The organism is Aeromonas sp. S13(2024) (assembly GCF_041402405.1).
Classification (GTDB): domain Bacteria; phylum Pseudomonadota; class Gammaproteobacteria; order Enterobacterales; family Aeromonadaceae; genus Aeromonas; species Aeromonas veronii.
Genome location: NZ_JBGLRA010000001.1, coordinates 701,360 through 718,555 on the forward strand (window position 1 = coordinate 701,360; position 17,196 = coordinate 718,555).

Here is a 17,196-nt window from a genome sequence, read left to right on the forward strand (position 1 = left end):
TAGATCAACGTGACTGGCGGGGGGAGTGCCTAATATGAGGCTGTTTCTCAATCACTGTTGGCATTGCAAAGCGAGTATCGGGTCTTTCCCGCTTGCTGATCAGCAACTCAGTGTCTGATTTTCACGCTCATGTTCACTTTTGGCGGCTTTGGTCGCAATTGTTATGGTTTTTCCAGCCGACCCAGATGGGTCGGCTTTTTATTGCCTGCGATATGCCGTGGGCAGGAAAAACGGGGGAGTGCGAGGCCTGATCAGGCCTCGAAGGTGGCGGCATTGAGCCGAAATGCCCGTGGATTGTCGATAAACTGGCCGGTGATCCGCTCGTCATGTTCGTGCCCCTGACCATAGCTGCAGAGGATCAGTCGATCGGAGGTGCGCGAGCGCAGTTGGGTGATAAAGCGCACCAGATCGGCGCGGCTCAACTTGCCCACCTCATCGCAGACCCGTTCCCGCTGATCGAACCCCAGGTCCTTGTTGCCAATACTGACCCACAACCGCTGGCCGCGACTGCGCAGATTGGCATCCCGCTCGCTCAGCTGGGCTTGCAGCCCTGCCTTGCTCTCCTGCCACTGCTGCTCGGTAAATTCGAGCATGGCGAGCGGGAAGAGGTCGATAAACTCCTCCACCGCATCGAGCAGGATCTGCGGCCCTGCCACCGGCGACTGGATATAGAAGATCAGGCCCGGATGGCGATTGAGGGGCAGGTTACCGGCGCCCACCACATAACCCAGTTGCTGGCGGGTGCGCAGCTCGTGAAAGAAGGTAGAGGACATGATGTGGTTCGCCAGAGTGAAGCAGGCGAGATCCCGCGCCCGGGTGGTGCGGGACTGGTAGTAGACCAGCAGTGCCGAGTCTTCGTGATCACAACCCTGTTCGCGAATAAGGGTGCCCCTGTCCTGAATGGAGATGAGCGGGCGGCGGGTCTCGCCGCTCGGCTTGCTGCTGGTGCCATTGATATCGCTCAGGTGACGCTCCATCAGGGCGGCCAGCTCCAGCGCCTCGGCGGCAGTCCAGTCGCCGTGTACCAGTGCCTCGACATGCACCTCGCCAAACAGCTGGGCCACGAAGCCGGGCATCTCCTCCAGCTCGACGGTGCGCAGGTGGCGCAGCAACTGCTCGAACGGCGGGTTGTTGGGTTGCAGCAAACTGGTGAGCTGGTTGAAGAGCTGGGAGATGGGGCGCGCCTTGGACTGGTTGTCCCAGTTGCGGATGAGCTGCTCCTTGATCTCGGCGAAGCGACCCGGATCCGGATACCCCAGGGTGCGGTTGCCGAGGATCATGTCGAGCAACAGCGGCTGCTTGTCGGCAAAGCCGCTCAGGTTGATGGTAAAGCCCCCCTGATGGGCATAGATCTGGTAACCCAGCCCCGCCAGCTCCGCCGGATAGGTGAGGGCGTTGAGGTGGTCGGCCAACAGCTCCACGGCGAGGCGCGCCATGGCGATATTGCGCGGATTTTTGACCGCATGTTCGCTGTCGATGGAGATATAGAGATTGCCCTTGGGCACGCTGAACAGGTGCTCATGAAGGTGCCAGAGGCGAAAACCGGGGCGATCGATAAGGCAGGCGGGCATGTCGGCGGCAAGCTCGGGCGTACGTGGATCGAGCCGGCTGCTGATAAAGGGGTTGGGCTTGGGCAGCGCCAGCGCCGGATCCGGCTCGCTCTGCTGCCAGCGAATTTTCTCGGCCTCGGTAATGGTCGCCACGCTGTAGGGGGTCTGATACCAGCGGGCCAGCCGATCGGTCGCCACTTCCGGCGCAGTGATGGTGATACGCAAATTGTGCGGGGTGAGCTTGGCGAGGAAGCGGCGGATCAGCGGCTCGTCATATTCGCGCATCATGTAGTCGCCGTAGAGCAGATCCTCAGGTTTGTAGCTAAAGAGGTTGAGCACCAGCCCCGACACCGTATCGAGGGGGCGGCCGCGCTCTTGGAAGCGGAACGCCGATTCGAGCACGGTCCGTTTTTCGTCATAGCGCCAGCTCTGCAGCCCTTCGCGGCCAATCAGTTTCAGATAGCCAAACAGGGCGGCGAGGATGTCGTCCACATGTTCAAGGCCGAGCGGGGTGAGGCCGAAGTTGACGCCAAAATCCTTGAAGTTGGCGCCGCTGATGCCACCACCTGCCGAGAGCTGGTTGACCCAGCCTTTTGCCTTGAGCAGGGAGAGCAGGCTGCCATCCCCCTCATAACCGATCAGATGGCTCAGGAAGGTGAGGGGCTTTTTGTCGTAAAACTCGTCCACATTGGGCAAGGGGAAGCTGAGCGACAGCTTGCGGGTCTCCTTGACCGGATTGATGTGGATGCGCACGCCCAGATCATCGAGCCGGTAGAGTGGCATGGTGAGGGGCGGGGTTCCCAAATTGCGATTCAAAATGGGAGCAAAGTAGCGACAGCACCACTGCAACTGGGTATCGATGGATTCCGGCGAGATCATCACCAGCGCCATGCGATCCGCGCTGTAGTGGCTTTCGTAAAAACGGATAAGGTCGGAGCGCAGATCCCGTCCCGGCAGATCGGCCAGGGTATCGAGGTTGCCCACCGAGAACTTGGAGAAGGGGTGCGCCGGGTTGACCGTCTCTTTATGCACCTGATAGCTGCGGCGCATATCATCCTGCAGCTTGAGGCGATACTCGGAGTCGACCGCGTTGCGCTCCTTGTCAACCCACTCCGGATCAAACGTGGGGCAGATAAAGAACTGGGAGAAGCGATCCAGCCCCGCTTCGAAGAAGCCGTTGTCGATCTCGAAGAAGAAGTTGGTGAACTCGGTACCGGTCCAGGCGTTGTTGCTGCCGCCATGACGGCTCATAAATTGCTGGTACTCACCAGGCTTGGGGTAGGTGCAGGTGCCGAGAAACAGCATGTGCTCCAGAAAATGGGCCATTCCCTGCCGGTCGGCGGGATCGTCAAAATGGCCGGTATTGACCGCCAGTGAGGCGGCGGATTTGTCTGTGTCGGGATCACAAATCAACAAGACCCTGAGCCGGTTGGCCAGCTCCAGAAAATGGTATTGCCGATGGTCATTGGGACTGGCATATGGGCTCATTGGCGTGTGACTCACGTTGGATTTATTTGAATTTAAACATGATTATCGACCCCGCTATCCCGTCAGGCAAACCCTTTTCTGAGAGGTAGCGCAATTGTTTCCACACCCGTGGCGGGGTAAGATCCCCCGGCTATCAAAACAGGCCCGTTGGGCGAGGTTGTAATGAAGATCTATATCATGCGTCATGGCCAGGCTGGCATGAATGCGAAAACAGATGAACAGCGTCCATTGACCGAGCAGGGTATTGAAGAGTCTATCCAGATGGCCCGCTGGCTGGCGCCTCAGCTGATTGGCCCGCTGGATCGGGTGATCCACAGCAACTATCTGCGGGCACGCCAGACCTGGCAAGCCATATGCAGTGAATTACCTGACGCAGCAGCCGTTGAAGAGAGTGGCGACATTACCCCTTACGGTGATCCCGCTTTCGTGGCCAGCTACCTTACCACTTTGGCTGAACAACATGACCAGATCCTGATGGTCAGCCATCTGCCGCTGGTGGGTTATCTGGTGCAAAGCCTCTGCCCGGCCGCAGGAGCACCCATGTTTGCCACCTCGGGGATCGCCTGTATCGAGTGGCACGATGGCAAAGGAGCCTTGCTCTGGCTCGAAGGGCCGCATACAATAGGCTAAAAGTTAATAAAAAGTTATAGATTGAATTTTTTGGGAAGAGATGGGCGAGTTTTCCGGATTTTTATAAATACTTTACGGAATTAATTCGCAGAAGCTGCTGTCATACGGATACAACTGCAAGAGGTTGCAAACGATGAGAGTGTTCAAGAAGTACCTGCCACTGATGGTGGCAAAGCATGTCAAAACCTTCTTTAAAGGTCGGATTTACATCCATGGTCGGGGGCGGTTTGATTTCCAATCCGGTTTGTTGCTGATGCCGAATCCGGCGGATATTCCCCACCGCCAGACAGTCACCGAGGTCAACGAGCTGATCTCAAGACTGCACATGGATGCCGCGTGATGCGCTTCTGAACCTGTTTCTGCACTGATATGCCCGCACTTTTGCGGGCATATTTGTTTCTGGCTACTGGCGTTCACCGCGTGGCTGTTCAGGCCCACACCTTTGTTTATCTCCCATCGCCCCCTATACTGACCCGCTGTTGTCTCTTCGGTCTGGATCCTCTCATGCCCCTTGCCTTTCTGTTTCCCTTCTCCTGCATTGCCATCTGGGCTGGCAATGGCATCGTCAGCAAACTGGCGGTTGGTGTGTTATCCCCGGCAGCCTTGGCCTGGTCGCGCTGGGTGGTGGCTGCGCTGGTATTAAGCCCGTTTCTGGCCCGTCGGGTGTGGCGTGCGCGTGCCCGTCTGCGCGCTGGCCTTTGGCAGATCGCCATGCTGGCCTCGCTGGGCATGGTGCTCAACCAGACTTTTGGTTACTACGCGGCGCAAACGCTGGGGGCTACCGAGATGGGGTTGATGATGGGACTGACGCCGCTGCTGACCGTGCTGTTCAGTATCTGGCTGCTGCGCGAGCGGCCCACCTGGGGCGCTGTGCTGGGGGCGCTGCTTTCCCTCCTCGGCTTGTCTATCTTGCTGGGGCAGGGGGATCCGACCCGGCTGTTTACCCAAGGCATTCATATCGGCTCTGTCTATATGCTGATTTCGGCGGGCACTTACGCCCTTTACAGCGTGCTGCTCAAGAAGTGGGATCTGGGGCTCGACAACTGGTCGTTGCTCTACGGTCAGGTGATCTGCAGTGTGGTGATCCTGACCCCCTTCTTTTTGCTGATGGATGGCCAGTGGCCGGATGGCCGGGCCCTGTGGCTGATCCTCTATGCCGGTATCCCCACTTCGGCGCTCTCGCCCTGGCTCTGGATGCAGGGTATCGCCCTGCTCGGCGCCAACCGTACCGCCATCTTTATGAACCTGCTGCCGGTGATGACTGCTGGCCTTGCCATCACCCTGCTGGGAGAGCGGTTGACCAGCTATCACCTGATCGGGGGCGGTCTGACCCTGCTGGGTGTCTTGCTAGCACAGCTGCTGGTGCGTCCGGTGGTGATGGGTCGCCGCCGGGTAGTGCTGGCTCCTTGCCCCGAAGAGTAATCTTGCGTGAAAGCGTAGAGGGGCCAATGGCCCGCTTGGCCTTCAATGAAAAGCGCCTGCAGCAATGCAGGCGCTTTTTCTGGTTACATCTTCCTAGCCGGTTACTGGGCAACCAGATAGAGCTCCTTGCTGTAGACCACATCCTGCGGGTTAAGGTGGGGATAGCCTTTCACGAAAGGCTTGAGCAACCTGGATTTGACCGAGAAATAGATGGGGGCGATGGGGGCATCCGCATCAATGAGTGCCTCTGCCTGTTGATACAGGGCATTGCGTTCAGCGGGATCCAGCGAGTCGTGGGCCTTGGCCAGCAGGGCGTCGTACTCCTTGTTGAACCACTTGCCGCTGTTGGCACTGCTGCTGGAGGTCATGATGTCGAGGAAGGTGGAGGCATCGTTATAATCCCCGTTCCAGCCATAGCGGCTAACCCCGAAATCCCCCTCGTTGAGTGCCGAGACCATGGTCTTCCACTCCATGTTGTTGAGGGTGGCAGTGACCCCCAGGTTGTGTTTCCACATGGAGGAGACGGCCAGCGCAATCTTTTTGTGGCTCTCGTTGGTGTTGTAGAGAATGTCCACTGTGAGTGGCTTGTCCGGGCCATATCCCGCTTCGGCCAACAGGGCTTTGGCTTGCTTGATCCGCTCCTCTTTGCTCTGCAGCTGGCTGGCCGGTTTTTTCAATTCAAAGCCGTCCACAATGGGGGGCGTGAAGCTATATGCGGCAATTTGTCCCTGTCCCAGAATCTTGTCGGTGATGGTCTCCCGGTCGATGGCGAGCGAGAGCGCCTTGCGTACTTTCGGGTCATCGAACGGTTTGCGCTGGGTATTGAAGACATAGTAATAGCTGGCCAGCGTGGGGACGCTGACCAGTTCTTCCGGGCTCTTGCTCTTGAGCTGTTTGTACTGCTCCAGCGGATAAGTGGTGTAGTGCAGTTCACCGGTGCGATAGCGGTTGTAGGCGGCGGTTTCCGAGACGATCTCCAGATAGATCACCTTGTTCAGGACGGTGTGCTGGTTGTTCCAGTAGTGGGTATTGCGCTCGGCACTCAGCCGCTCGTTGGGGGTCCACTCCTTGAGTACAAAGGCACCGTTGGAGACGATATTGCCTGGTTTGACCCAATCCTTACCGTATTTTTCAATGGTGGCCTTGGGGGCCGGGAACGTGGTGTAGTGGGCCAGCGTCTTCAGGAAGAAGGGGACCGGATTTTTCAGGGTGACTTGCAGGGTGTGGTCATCGAGCGCCTTGATCCCGAGCTCTGACGGGCTCTTCTTGCCCTGTGTCACCTCGCTTGCATTGACCACTCCGGTCAACTCGATAAACCAGGCGTAGTTGGAGGCCGTCTTGGGATCGGCCGCCCGTTGCCAGCCGTAGACATAATCGGCGGCGGTGACCGGTTCACCGTTTGACCACTTGGCCTCGGGCCTCAGCTTGAAGGTGTAGACGGTACCTGTCTTGTCGACCTCGTAGCTGACGGCGCCTGCTGGTTTGATCTTGCCGGTATTATCCAGCTCATAGAGCCCTTCAAACAGATCGTTGACGATGGCACTACCGGCGGTCTCTTCTACCAGCTGGGGGTCGATGGTGGTGGGTTCAGTGCCGATATTGGTCACGTAGATTTGTTGGGCATCCGGCAGCAGCTTGGTACCGGCAGGCACCTGGGCAGCCCAGGCGGGAAGGGCAAACAGTCCGGCTACCATGCCGGCAATGAGAGTCTTGTTCATTGATAATCCTTGAGTTTTATTTGCTTCCAAAGCGAAATCAGTGTGCTGGATTGGCGATCGGATCTCAAGAGGCAATGGCTAAGGGAGCAGCAGGCCCATCAGACTCCATTTTTAATGGCCCAAGGCCAGTCAGCTCATGGCTTGCCACAGGTTATTGCCACGAATTAAGGGGCTGAAAGTTATCGATTGAAACCGAATAAAACGCGCCTTTTACCATAACGTGAGGCGAAATAGTCTATTTAATAGGCCGCTTAATTCGCTGCAAAAACAAAAAACAGACGTTACATTAGGTTACAAATCAAGGCCGCCGGTGATCGGCATTTTTTTTGCTGACGCCTGCAAACGTTTTCAATGCCAACGGATGCGATCTAAAGGAACAAAAATGCGAAACATGATCACCATGGGTGAGTTCATCGTCAAAAAGCAGGCGGATTATCCTACCGCGACCGGCGAGCTGACCTCGTTGCTCAGCTCGATCCGCCTTGCTGCCAAGGTGGTGAACCGGGAGATCAACAAGGCGGGACTGGCGGATATCATCGGTTCCATGGGCGCTGAAAACGTACAGGGCGAGGTGCAGCAGAAGCTGGATGTTTATGCCAACGAACGCTTCAAGGCGGCGCTGGAAGCGCGCGGCGAGGTGTGCGGCATGGCCTCTGAAGAGGAAGAGGACTTCGTCGCCTTTGACTCACCGCTCTCCAAAAACTCCAAGTATGTGGTGCTGATCGACCCGCTCGATGGCTCTTCCAATATCGACGTCAACGTCTCGGTCGGGACCATCTTCTCCATCTACCGCCGTTTGAGCCCGCAGGGTTCGCCGGTGACGCTGGAGGACTTCCTGCAGCCGGGCAACCGTCAGGTCGCCGCTGGTTATGTGGTCTACGGCTCCTCTACCATGCTGGTCTACACCACCGGCTTTGGCGTTAACGGCTTTACCTACGACCCCTCCATTGGCTGCTTCTGCCTCTCCCACGAGAACATCCGCATTCCGGAAGAGGGCAAGATCTACTCCATCAACGAGGGCAACTACATCAAGTTCCCGGACGGGGTGAAGAAGTACCTGAAATATTGTCAGGAGCGCGACGAAGCGACCCACAGACCCTACACCTCCCGCTATATCGGCTCCCTGGTCTCTGATTTCCATCGCAACCTGCTCAAGGGCGGCATCTACATCTATCCGTCCGGCACTAACTCGCCGAATGGCAAGTTGCGTCTGCTCTATGAGTGCAACCCGATGGCGTTTCTGGTGGAGCAGGCTGGTGGCAAGGCCTCCGACGGCTTTGGCCGCATCATGGATATCCAGCCCACCGCGCTGCACCAGCGCACCCCTTACTTTGTTGGCTCGACCAAGATGGTGGAGCGGGCCGAAGCCTTTATGCGCGAGTTCTCCGCCCATGAGGATCCAGCCAACTAGGGCTGAACGTACGCGTAGTCAGATAGCAAATAAAAAACGGGAGCCGATTTGGCTCCCGTTTTAGTTGGCGTTATCTCTCTGGCTCGCCGCCAGCGTTACAGATATTCACAGGCTGTTGTTGGCCAGATCAGCCAGCAAGCCATCTACCAGTTTCAGGCGCATGGCTCTGTCCTGAGTCGGCACCTGGAAGCGCAGCCGGGTCGGCCCGTCCATCTTGTAGACCCGTGGCTGGCTGGAGAGCAGCTTGACCAGATAGGCCGGATTGACCTTGGTCTCCTGGGTGAAGTCGAGATAGCCGCCGCGCTCGCTCATCTCCACCCGGCGAATGCCAAGGGCGGTGGCACTCTGGCGGAAGGCGGCCAGCTCCAGCAGGGTTTTGGTCGCCTCCGGCAAGAGGCCAAAGCGGTCGATCAGCTCCACTTTCAGCTCGCGCAGCTCCTGCTCGTCCGCCGCACTGGCGATCCGCTTGTACATGGAGAGGCGCATGTTGACGTCCGGAATATAGTCATCCGGCAGCAGTGCAGGCAGGCGCAGTTCCACCTCGGTGTGCTGGCTCATCAGCTGCTCCAGCGAGGGCTCCTTGCCATTTTTCAGTGCCTCGACCGCCTGCTCCAGCATCTCCATATAGAGGGTGAAGCCGACCGATTCGATCTGGCCGCTCTGATCGTCGCCGAGCAGTTCGCCTGCGCCACGGATCTCCAGATCGTGGGTCGCCAGCGCAAATCCGGCGCCGAGATCTTCGAGCGAGGCGATCGCCTCCAGCCGCTTGGCCGCATCCTTGGTCATCAGCTTGGGATGGGGGGTGAGCAGGTAGGCGTAGGCCTGATGGTGGGAGCGGCCAACCCGGCCCCGCAGCTGGTGCAACTGGGCCAGACCGAGATGATCCGCCCGATCCATGATGATGGTGTTGGCGCTCGGTACGTCGATACCGGTCTCGATAATGGTGGTGCAGACCAGCAGGTTGAAGCGCTGGTGGTAGAAGTCGGACATGATCCGTTCTAGATCGCGCTCGCGCATCTGGCCGTGGGCGATGCCGATGCGCGCCTCCGGCACCAATTCGGCAAGATCGGCGGCGCACTTCTCGATGCTCTCGACATCGTTGTGCAGGTAGTAAACCTGACCACCACGCTTCAATTCCCGCAGCACCGCCTCGCGCACCACCGCCGGTTCGTGCTGGCGCACGAAGGTCTTGATGGCGAGTCGCTTGGCGGGCGGGGTGGCGATGATGGAGAGATCCCGCATGCCGGACATCGCCATATTGAGTGTGCGCGGAATAGGGGTGGCGGTGAGGGTGAGGATATCCACATCGGCCCGCAGTGCCTTGATCTTTTCCTTCTGGCGCACCCCGAATCTGTGCTCCTCATCGACGATGAGCAGTCCCAGATCCTTGAAAGTGAGCTCGGAGCCGAGTAGCTTGTGGGTGCCGATGATGATATCCACCTTGCCTTCGGCCAATTCCTTCATCACAGCGCTCTGCTCTTTGGCGGAGCGGAAGCGGCTCAGCACCTCGACCCGCACCGGCCAGTTGGCGAAGCGGTCGCGGAAGTTGTCGTAGTGCTGTTGCGCCAGCAGGGTGGTGGGCACCAGCACGGCAACCTGCTTGCCGCCGTGCACCGCCACAAATGCCGCCCGCATCGCCACTTCGGTCTTACCGAAACCGACATCGCCGCACACCAGTCGGTCCATGCTCTTGGCCTGACACATGTCCCCCAGCACCGCATTGATGGCGTTGAGCTGATCGTCGGTCTCCTCGAATGGGAAGCTTGCGGCAAACTGGCGATAGGCCTCTTTGTCGTGCTTGAAGGCAAAACCGGCGCGGGCGGCGCGATGAGCGTAGACATCCAGCAATTCGGCTGCCACGTCGCGCACCTTCTCCGCCGCCTTGCGCCGCGCCTTGCTCCAGGCCTCGCCGCCGAGCTTGTGGCTGGGCGGGTTATCCGACCCGGTGTAGCGGCTGATAAGGTGCAAACTGGTGACCGGCACGAACAGCTTGTCGCCGCCGGCATATTCAAGGGTCAAAAACTCGGTGGGCAGGCCACCGGCGTCGATGGTTTCCAGTCCCAGATAGCGGCCGACCCCGTGATCCAGATGGACCACTGGCTGACCCTGGGTCAGCTCGCCCAGGTTTCTGATCACCGCATCGGAGCTTAAGTTTTTGCTCTTCTCCCGAGCCCGTTTGCTGCGCACCTTGCCGCCCAGCAGCTCGGTCTCGGTGATCAGGGCCAGTGGCTGATTACTGGCATCAGCTCCGGCTTCTTGCCACAGAAAGCCACGCTCAAGGGGGGCCACCAGCAGGCCGTGTCGATCCGGGCTCGCCATAAAGGCGTCGAGAGAGGGGAATTCCTTGGGTTGCAGCGAGATACGCGCCAGCAGATCGCCGAGCACCTCCCGTCGCCCTTCGGATTCCACCGCAAACAGGGTGCGCCCGGCAAAGCCTTGCAGGAACTGGTTGAGCGCCAGCAAGGGTTGCTCCTTGCTGTGATCGAGTTGCAGATCCGGCAGGGCCGAGATAGGCAGATCGTGCTGACCAGCATCGCCCGCAGTGGCGGCCTCTTGCAGCCGCACCGCGCCATATTGGCCCAGAGAGGCAAAGAGCTGCTCCACCGGCAGATAGAGCTGGGCCGGGGGTAGCAGGGGGCGAGTATTGTCCCAGCGTCTGTCTTCATAGCGCTGGCCGATATCGTTCCAGAAACGCTGGGCGGCGGGGTAGATGTCCCCCACAGTGAGCAGCAGGGTCTCTTCCGGCAGGTAGTCAAACAGGCTGGCGGTCTGGTTGAAGAAGAGCGGCAGATAATACTCGATGCCGGCAGGCCAGCGCCCCTTGCTCACCTCCTGATAGACGGAGCCCTCGGCCCGCGACAGCTCGAACTGCTCGCGGAACTGGCCGCGAAACAGCTCGATGGCCGCCTCGTCGGTAGGGTATTCCCGGGCGGGCAGCAGGCTGACTGTCTTGACCGGTTCGCTGGAGCGCTGGGTTTCGGGATCGAATGGGCGGATGGAGTCCACTTCATCGTCGAAGAAGTCGATGCGATAGGGGCTGCTACTGCCCATGGGGAAGAGATCGAGCAGGGAGCCGCGGGCGGCAAATTCGCCATGTTCCAGCACCTGATCCACCGCCACGTAACCCGCCTCGGCCAGCCGCCCGCGCAGCTGTTGCAGGTTGAGGCGCTGACCGGCCTTCACCATCAGGCTGTATTTGTCGAGATAGACCCGGGGGGCGCAGCGCAACATCAGGGTGGAGATGGGGACAATCAATACCCCTTTGCTCATCTGCGGCAGCTTGTAGAGAGTCTCGAGTCGCTGGGAGATGATGTCCTGATGGGGAGAGAAGGTGTCGTAGGGCAGGGTCTCCCAATCGGGGAACAGCAATACGGGGGCGGACTGATCGGCTAGCTGCTTGTCTGCCAGCAAATACTGTAGCTCCTGCTCCAGGCGCAGGGCGCTCGGGGTATCGGCGGTGATAAGCAGTACCGGCCCCTTGGCTTCACTGGTGAGACGGGCTGCAATCAGCGAGAGGCTGCTGCCGACCAGCTGGCCGAGCGTGATCTTTTGGCCCGCTTTGGCGGGCAAGGCGGGGAGTGTCATTGGCATGGTTCGATTCTTTTAACGTTGACGTTATCTATCGCGACGTTCGCTCTGGTTAGCGCTGACGTTCTTGGGCGCGCAGCTTGAGCTGCTTCGATTGCACGTGGAGGCTGGCACGAACCAGCAGTTCACGGTCATCTTCGCGGATCCGCACATAGTCGAGCTGCACATGGGTGCCATGTTCACCGCCGTCGAGCTGTTTGACCTGGCCATAGCAGTAGATGGCGGCCGCCTCTTCCCGCAGGAAGATCTTGAGGCGCACTATCTGGTGCAGGTGCGGCGCAGCCCCGTGATCATGATAGGGGTGCAGGTAGGTGAGCTGGCCAGCCCCGAAGCGCAGGGTGTGAAAGCGCTGCTCCGGATGGTCCTGCAGGGAGAGCACATAGCCCATGATCATGTCGATCTTGCGGGACTGCTGATTGACGATCTCGATCAAATCGTGCATCGACTCGTTCTGGTTGCGCAGCAGGCGAGTGGTCACCAGATCGATGGAGGTAATGGCCGAAGAGATCCGAAAGGGCTCCGGCAGCTCAGCGTCCAGCTCCTCCAACGAGGGGAGGTGGAAGTCGGCCGGCATGGGGATCACATTGACCGGCGTGGCATGAGTGACGCTGAAGAACTGTTCCTGCATGGAGGCTATCCCTTGTTGTCATGGACGGTTTCCCTTTATTATCCGGTATCTTATTTTGTTGGCAACGTACATATCCTTGAAGACCGGACTTTTTCAGCCCCTTTCGCTGGCCATCGGCCTGCGTTATGCAGGCTCGAAGCGCAGCAATCGCTTCGTCTCATTTATCTCCCTGTTCTCTACCTTTGGCATCGCCATCGGGGTCGCCGCCCTGATGGTGGTCATTTCGGTAATGAACGGTTTCGAAGGGCAGCTCAAAGGGCGCATCCTCGGGGTGATCCCCCATGTGGTGGTGACCAATCAGGCTGGCCGCATTGATGCAGACCCGCAAGGCTTGCCGGATCTGGCCAAATTACCCCATGTAGTTGCCTCTGCCCCCATGCTCGACAGCGAAGGGATGCTGCAAAGCCCCGGCCAGCTGACCGGGGTGAGCGTGCAGGGGATCGACCCTGCAAAGTGGCCCAAGGATGACATCCTCCACAGCCAGATGCTGGGGGGGCGACTCGATACCCTGCAGGCAGGCCACTACCGCATCGTGCTGGGGCAGGGGGTGGCTCGTCGCCTCAATGTCTCCATCGGCGATCAGGTTCGCCTGATCCTGACCGAAGGGACCCGCTTCACCCCGTTTGGCCGGGTACCGGCCCAGCGCCTCTTTACCGTCTCCGGCATCTTCGGGGTCGGCGCCGATGTGGATAACCAGATTGCGCTGATCGCGCTGGGGGATGCTCAGCGGCTGCTGCGCCTGCCGCCAGAAACCGTCGGTGGCATTCGCCTCTGGCTCGATGATCCCTTTGCCGCTGACGAGGTGATCAAGACACCGTTGCCGGATGGGCTGCTGTGGCAGGATTGGCGCCGCGAGCGGGGCGAGCTGTTCCAGGCGGTCGCCATGGAAAAACGGATGATGGGGCTGATGCTGGTGCTGATCATCGCCGTCGCTACCTTCAACATCCTCTCCGCGCTGGTGATGGTGGTGACGGACAAGGAGGGCGAAGTGGCCATCCTGCGCACCATGGGTATGAGCGAATCAGGGATCGTTAAAATTTTCATGGTGCTCGGCGCCTCCAGCGGGGTGATTGGTGCCCTGTTTGGCGGACTGGCGGGCCTTGCGCTCTCCTTGGGTCTCAACCCTCTGCTCAATGCTGTGGGGCTCAACCTCTATATGGCGGCGGGCGGCAGTGGCTTGCCGGTGATTGTCGAGCCGGCTCAGGTCATCACCATTTTGCTGGGCGCCGTGCTGCTGAGTTTCAGTGCCACCCTCTATCCGGCGGCCCGCGCTGCGCGGGTGAAACCGGCCGAGGCTCTGCGTTATGAGTAATGCCGTGAATAATGCATCTTCTGTTGTGACTGGTGCCCCCGTAGTTGCGGGTGCCAGCGTTGTTACCGAGGCAAGTGGAGCCCCTGTTATGAATGAAGCCGTATCCCGTGAACCTCTGCTGCGCTGTCAGGCGCTCAACCATGTCTATAAAGAGGGGGAGCTGGAGACTCAGGTGCTCAAGGGGATCGATCTCTGCGTCGCGCCCGGCGAAATGCTGGCGGTGGTGGGGAGCTCCGGCTCCGGCAAGACCACTCTGCTGCATCTGATGGGGGCGCTGGACAACCCCTCCAGTGGCGCCGTGCTGTTCAAGGGGGAGGATATCCACCATTGGGACAGCCGCACCCAAGCCCGTTTTCGCAACCGCGAGCTGGGCTTTGTCTATCAGTTCCACCACCTGCTCTCCGAGTTCAGTGCGCTGGAAAATGCAGCCATGCCGCTGCTGATCGCAGGTGAGTCGGTCGCTACGGCAACCGAAAAGGCGACCAAAATGTTGGGTAGGGTAGGGCTCTCCCATCGCTTGAATCACCGCCCCTCCGAGCTCTCCGGTGGTGAACGTCAACGAGTGGCGATTGCCCGGGCGCTGGTCAACGAACCGAGTCTGGTGCTGGCGGATGAACCCACCGGCAATCTGGATCACGCCAGTGCCACCGCGGTGTACGAACTGCTGTGTGAACTGAATCGTGAACTGGGCACTGCGTTTGTGGTGGTGACTCACGACTTGAGCCTCGCGGCCAAGCTCCATCGCCGGGTGACCCTGGTGAGCGGCGTGATGGCGGAGGTTGCCTGATGTTCAAACCGCTGCCCCTCTTTCTGGGCCTGCGTTACAGCCGCTCCCGCCGTCGCAACGGGTTTATCGCCTTTATTTCTGCCTCTTCCCTGATCGGTATTGCCCTCGGGGTGATGGCGCTGATCCTGGGCCTCTCTGCCATGAACGGTTTCGAGCGGGAGCTCAAAGATCGGGTGCTCTCGGTCGTGCCGCAAGGTGAGCTGGACGCCGTCGAGCGGCCGCTGCCGGATTGGCCACGTCTGCGCGACTACCTGCTGGCTCAGCCGGGCGTTGAGGCGGCAGCGCCGGTCATTCGCCTTAATGGCCTGCTGGAGCATGGCTCTGCCCTCAAGGGGGTCCAACTGCGCGCCGTGCTGCCCGCTCTGGAAGCCAATCTGTCGGATGCAGGCAAATACATGACGGGCCGCGGTCTGCGTGAGCTGCAACCGGGTGAACGTGGGGTGATCCTTGGCAAGACCATCGCCGACAAGTTGGGGGTCAAGGTGGGGGACTCGGTCGCCCTGCTGCTGCCGCAAGGGGGTGATCAGGCGGGGATCAAGAATCCTCGGCGCGAAGCCCTGACCGTGGTGGGGCTGCTGGAGATCGGCGGTCAGCTCGACGGTCTGCTCGGCTTTATGCATCTGGCCGATGCGCAAGCGATCACCGGCATGGGCAGCGATGTGGAGGGCTTCAGCCTGCGGGTGAGCGATGTGCTCAAGGCGCAATCCATCACGGTAGCCGCCGCGCAGCAGTTCCCCCATCATGTTTACATCCGTAGCTGGATGAACAGCCAGGGCTACCTCTATCAGGACATCCAGATGGTGCGTACCGTCATGTATGTGGTGATGCTGATGGTGGTGGCCGTCGCCTGCTTCAATATCGTCTCCACCCTGGTGATGGCGGTGAACGAGAAGCGCAGCGAGATTGCCATCCTCAAGACCATGGGGGCGAGCCCCGGCCAGATCCGGCTCACCTTCGTCATTCAGGGGATGGTCAACGGGGTGGCCGGCGCGTTGCTTGGTGCCCTGCTGGGTGGGCTGCTCTCCAGCAAGTTGACCCAGATCCTGAGCGTTGTCGAAAAGCTCATTGGCCACCGCTTCCTCAACCCGGATATCTACTTCATCGACTTCTTGCCGACCGAGTTGCATATGCAGGATCTGTTGATCGTGACTGGCGCTGCCATCCTGATGAGTCTGGTAGCGACCCTCTATCCCGCCTGGCGGGCGAGCGGTCTGGTGCCGTCCCGCGAGCTGGGTCATTGATCCGACGCATCTAATGCGCCATAAATAACGAAGGGCCCGCCGGTGCAAACCGGCGGGCCCTTCTGCTTTCAGGTAGTGTGGGCTGGCTTAGTGAGCGTTCAGCTCATCGAGTGGTAGGGAGAAGCTGGCCACGAAGGTGTCGATAAAGTAGCGCATCTCCTCGCTCATCCGCGCCGCCAGCATCGCCTCGAGGCGCTTGCGAGCCGGTTCAAACTCCCGGTTGCCCGCGTTGATCTCCTCCAGACACTTGGTATAGGCACAAAGGGTGTCAGCATCTTTCACCAGCCTTGCCAGCTCCTCATCCTGCATAGCCGAGTCGAGCAGGGGGCGAAAGTCCTCGACCAGCTCAGGTGGCAGCATGGCGAGCAGACGCTGCTCGGCGGCCAGCTCTATCTTCTTGTACTCGCGGGCGATTTCGGGGTTGAAGTATTTGACCGGGGTGGGCAGATCGCCGGTCAGTACCTCGCTGCTGTCATGATAGAGCGCCATCACCGCGGCGCGATCGGCATTCACGCTACCGCCAAACAGCCGGTTTTTGATGATGCCGAGGGCATGGGCCACCATGGCCACCTGCAGGCTGTGCTCGGCAATGTTTTCGGGCTGGATGTTGCGCATCAGGGGCCAGCGGTAGATCAGCTTCATGCGGGCGAGATTGGCGAAAAAGTGGCTGGGTAACATGACGGCCTCAACAAAAGACAATAAAAAAGGGCAGACCCTAGTCTGCCCTTTTTTTCGTTGCAGGGCAGCGTCTGCCCGCGTATTTCCCGCCGTTAGCGGATATAGCGGCCCGATTCCGCCTCCTGATTGGTCACAATCATCTGGCCAATGGGCGCCAGGCTGATCAGCGCCAGCTTGAGGTGCTGGATACCGAACGGGATACCGATAATGGTCACAAAGCAGGCCAGTGCGGAAGCGATGTGGCCGATGGCCAGCCAGACACCGATCAGCACGAACCAGAGGATGTTGCAAATCAGCCCCAGAGTGCCGGTGCCTATATCACTCTGGCCGGTCATGGTCTTGCGATTGACCGCCTGCTTGCCAAACGGGAAGAAGGTAAAGGTGCCGATCACGAAGCAGGCACGTCCCCAGGGGATGCCGACCAGCGAGATAAAGCAGACAAGACCGGCCAGCCACCAGGCCAGGCCCATAAAGACACCTCCCAGTACAAACCAGAGCAGATTGAACAAGAAGCGGAAAAAGGCCATGTGAGTGACTCCAGATCATCAATTTGGTTGCCACCATAACGAGGGAGGGGTAGGGACGCAATGGTTGATTGGCCCAATCGCCATTTGGCTGGACAAATTGAGTCGCCGCCCGCAACGGTGGGCTGTGTTTCGGTGAAAGATGGGCAATAAAGCGGCGTTCGGATGAAAAAAGGTGAACAAACGCAAAATTATTGCCATCGGATAGTTGAAGTCGGG

Annotated in this window: 13 protein-coding genes; 7 read left to right on the forward strand and 6 right to left on the reverse strand. The window is 59.4% G+C overall.

The window, feature by feature from the left end; genetic code table 11:
• Positions 1-251 precede the first annotated feature (251 nt).
• Positions 252-3,038, reverse strand: a complete 2,787-nt coding sequence (locus ACB042_RS03105; protein WP_371177761.1) for an insulinase family protein — start codon at positions 3,036-3,038, stop codon at positions 252-254.
• Positions 3,039-3,200: 162 nt separating this feature from the next.
• Between ACB042_RS03105 and sixA the strand changes: the two genes are divergently transcribed.
• From sixA to ACB042_RS03120, 3 genes are all read left to right on the forward strand, one after another.
• Positions 3,201-3,668 carry a phosphohistidine phosphatase SixA gene (gene sixA, locus ACB042_RS03110; RefSeq protein ID WP_021230584.1) on the forward strand — a complete coding sequence of 156 codons (468 nt, stop codon included), beginning with the start codon at positions 3,201-3,203 and terminating at the stop codon, positions 3,666-3,668.
• A gap of 133 nt (positions 3,669-3,801) precedes the next feature.
• On the forward strand, positions 3,802-4,008 hold the full coding sequence (locus tag ACB042_RS03115; protein ID WP_005336998.1) for a DUF1107 domain-containing protein: 207 nt from the start codon (positions 3,802-3,804) through the stop codon (positions 4,006-4,008).
• Between the two features lie 164 nt (positions 4,009-4,172).
• Complete coding sequence (locus tag ACB042_RS03120; protein ID WP_252411943.1) at positions 4,173-5,090, forward strand: DMT family transporter; 918 nt, start codon at positions 4,173-4,175, stop codon at positions 5,088-5,090.
• A gap of 101 nt (positions 5,091-5,191) precedes the next feature.
• Here ACB042_RS03120 and ACB042_RS03125 read toward each other — a convergent pair whose 3' ends face one another.
• Positions 5,192-6,808, reverse strand: coding sequence for a peptide ABC transporter substrate-binding protein (locus ACB042_RS03125; RefSeq protein WP_139746884.1), 1,617 nt, complete (start codon positions 6,806-6,808; stop codon positions 5,192-5,194).
• Positions 6,809-7,190: 382 nt separating this feature from the next.
• Between ACB042_RS03125 and fbp the strand changes: the two genes are divergently transcribed.
• On the forward strand, positions 7,191-8,219 hold the full coding sequence (gene fbp, locus ACB042_RS03130) for a class 1 fructose-bisphosphatase (protein ID WP_231720976.1): 1,029 nt from the start codon (positions 7,191-7,193) through the stop codon (positions 8,217-8,219).
• Positions 8,220-8,324: 105 nt separating this feature from the next.
• Here the strand turns inward: fbp and mfd are convergent, their stop codons facing one another.
• Together mfd and ACB042_RS03140 are read right to left on the reverse strand one after the other, a co-directional pair.
• Entirely contained in the window at positions 8,325-11,804 is a 3,480-nt protein-coding gene (gene mfd / locus ACB042_RS03135) for a transcription-repair coupling factor (protein WP_371177830.1), read from the reverse strand.
• 55 nt (positions 11,805-11,859) lie between these two features.
• Positions 11,860-12,435: a hypothetical protein gene (locus ACB042_RS03140; RefSeq protein WP_005336991.1), complete on the reverse strand. Its 576-nt coding sequence runs from the start codon at positions 12,433-12,435 to the stop codon at positions 11,860-11,862.
• Positions 12,436-12,511: 76 nt separating this feature from the next.
• Between ACB042_RS03140 and ACB042_RS03145 the strand changes: the two genes are divergently transcribed.
• The 3 genes from ACB042_RS03145 (at position 12,512) to lolE (ending at position 15,775) form a co-directional block, all read left to right on the forward strand.
• The gene (locus ACB042_RS03145) at positions 12,512-13,747 is read left to right on the forward strand and encodes a lipoprotein-releasing ABC transporter permease subunit (RefSeq protein ID WP_005345085.1); all 1,236 of its coding nucleotides are present in this window, start codon (positions 12,512-12,514) and stop codon (positions 13,745-13,747) included.
• Positions 13,748-13,835: 88 nt separating this feature from the next.
• Positions 13,836-14,534 (forward strand): lipoprotein-releasing ABC transporter ATP-binding protein LolD, encoded by a 699-nt coding sequence (lolD, locus tag ACB042_RS03150; protein WP_186301823.1) that lies wholly within the window; start codon positions 13,836-13,838, stop codon positions 14,532-14,534.
• Positions 14,534-15,775: a lipoprotein-releasing ABC transporter permease subunit LolE gene (gene lolE, locus ACB042_RS03155; protein WP_144712870.1), complete on the forward strand. Its 1,242-nt coding sequence runs from the start codon at positions 14,534-14,536 to the stop codon at positions 15,773-15,775. The genes lolD and lolE overlap by 1 nt, the downstream gene beginning before the upstream one ends.
• A gap of 87 nt (positions 15,776-15,862) precedes the next feature.
• On the opposite strand, the gene yfbR is transcribed toward lolE, so the two are convergent.
• Together yfbR and ACB042_RS03165 are read right to left on the reverse strand one after the other, a co-directional pair.
• Positions 15,863-16,453, reverse strand: coding sequence for a 5'-deoxynucleotidase (gene yfbR, locus ACB042_RS03160; RefSeq protein ID WP_144712872.1), 591 nt, complete (start codon positions 16,451-16,453; stop codon positions 15,863-15,865).
• 92 nt (positions 16,454-16,545) lie between these two features.
• Positions 16,546-16,980: a YccF domain-containing protein gene (locus ACB042_RS03165; RefSeq protein ID WP_371177763.1), complete on the reverse strand. Its 435-nt coding sequence runs from the start codon at positions 16,978-16,980 to the stop codon at positions 16,546-16,548.
• Positions 16,981-17,196: the final 216 nt, after the last annotated feature.

Excerpts from the sequence above, each read along its gene's own strand:
- ACB042_RS03105 (WP_371177761.1), bottom strand. The coding sequence starts at position 3,038 with ATGAGCCCATATGCCAGTCCCAATGACCATCGGCAATACCATTTTCTG.
- sixA (WP_021230584.1), top strand. The coding sequence starts at position 3,201 with ATGAAGATCTATATCATGCGTCATGGCCAGGCTGGCATGAATGCGAAA.
- ACB042_RS03115 (WP_005336998.1), top strand. The coding sequence starts at position 3,802 with ATGAGAGTGTTCAAGAAGTACCTGCCACTGATGGTGGCAAAGCATGTC.
- ACB042_RS03120 (WP_252411943.1), top strand. The coding sequence starts at position 4,173 with ATGCCCCTTGCCTTTCTGTTTCCCTTCTCCTGCATTGCCATCTGGGCT.
- ACB042_RS03125 (WP_139746884.1), bottom strand. The coding sequence starts at position 6,808 with ATGAACAAGACTCTCATTGCCGGCATGGTAGCCGGACTGTTTGCCCTT.
- fbp (WP_231720976.1), top strand. The coding sequence starts at position 7,191 with ATGCGAAACATGATCACCATGGGTGAGTTCATCGTCAAAAAGCAGGCG.
- mfd (WP_371177830.1), bottom strand. The coding sequence starts at position 11,804 with ATGACACTCCCCGCCTTGCCCGCCAAAGCGGGCCAAAAGATCACGCTC.
- ACB042_RS03140 (WP_005336991.1), bottom strand. The coding sequence starts at position 12,435 with ATGCAGGAACAGTTCTTCAGCGTCACTCATGCCACGCCGGTCAATGTG.
- lolD (WP_186301823.1), top strand. The coding sequence starts at position 13,836 with ATGAATGAAGCCGTATCCCGTGAACCTCTGCTGCGCTGTCAGGCGCTC.
- lolE (WP_144712870.1), top strand. The coding sequence starts at position 14,534 with ATGTTCAAACCGCTGCCCCTCTTTCTGGGCCTGCGTTACAGCCGCTCC.
- yfbR (WP_144712872.1), bottom strand. The coding sequence starts at position 16,453 with ATGTTACCCAGCCACTTTTTCGCCAATCTCGCCCGCATGAAGCTGATC.
- ACB042_RS03165 (WP_371177763.1), bottom strand. The coding sequence starts at position 16,980 with ATGGCCTTTTTCCGCTTCTTGTTCAATCTGCTCTGGTTTGTACTGGGA.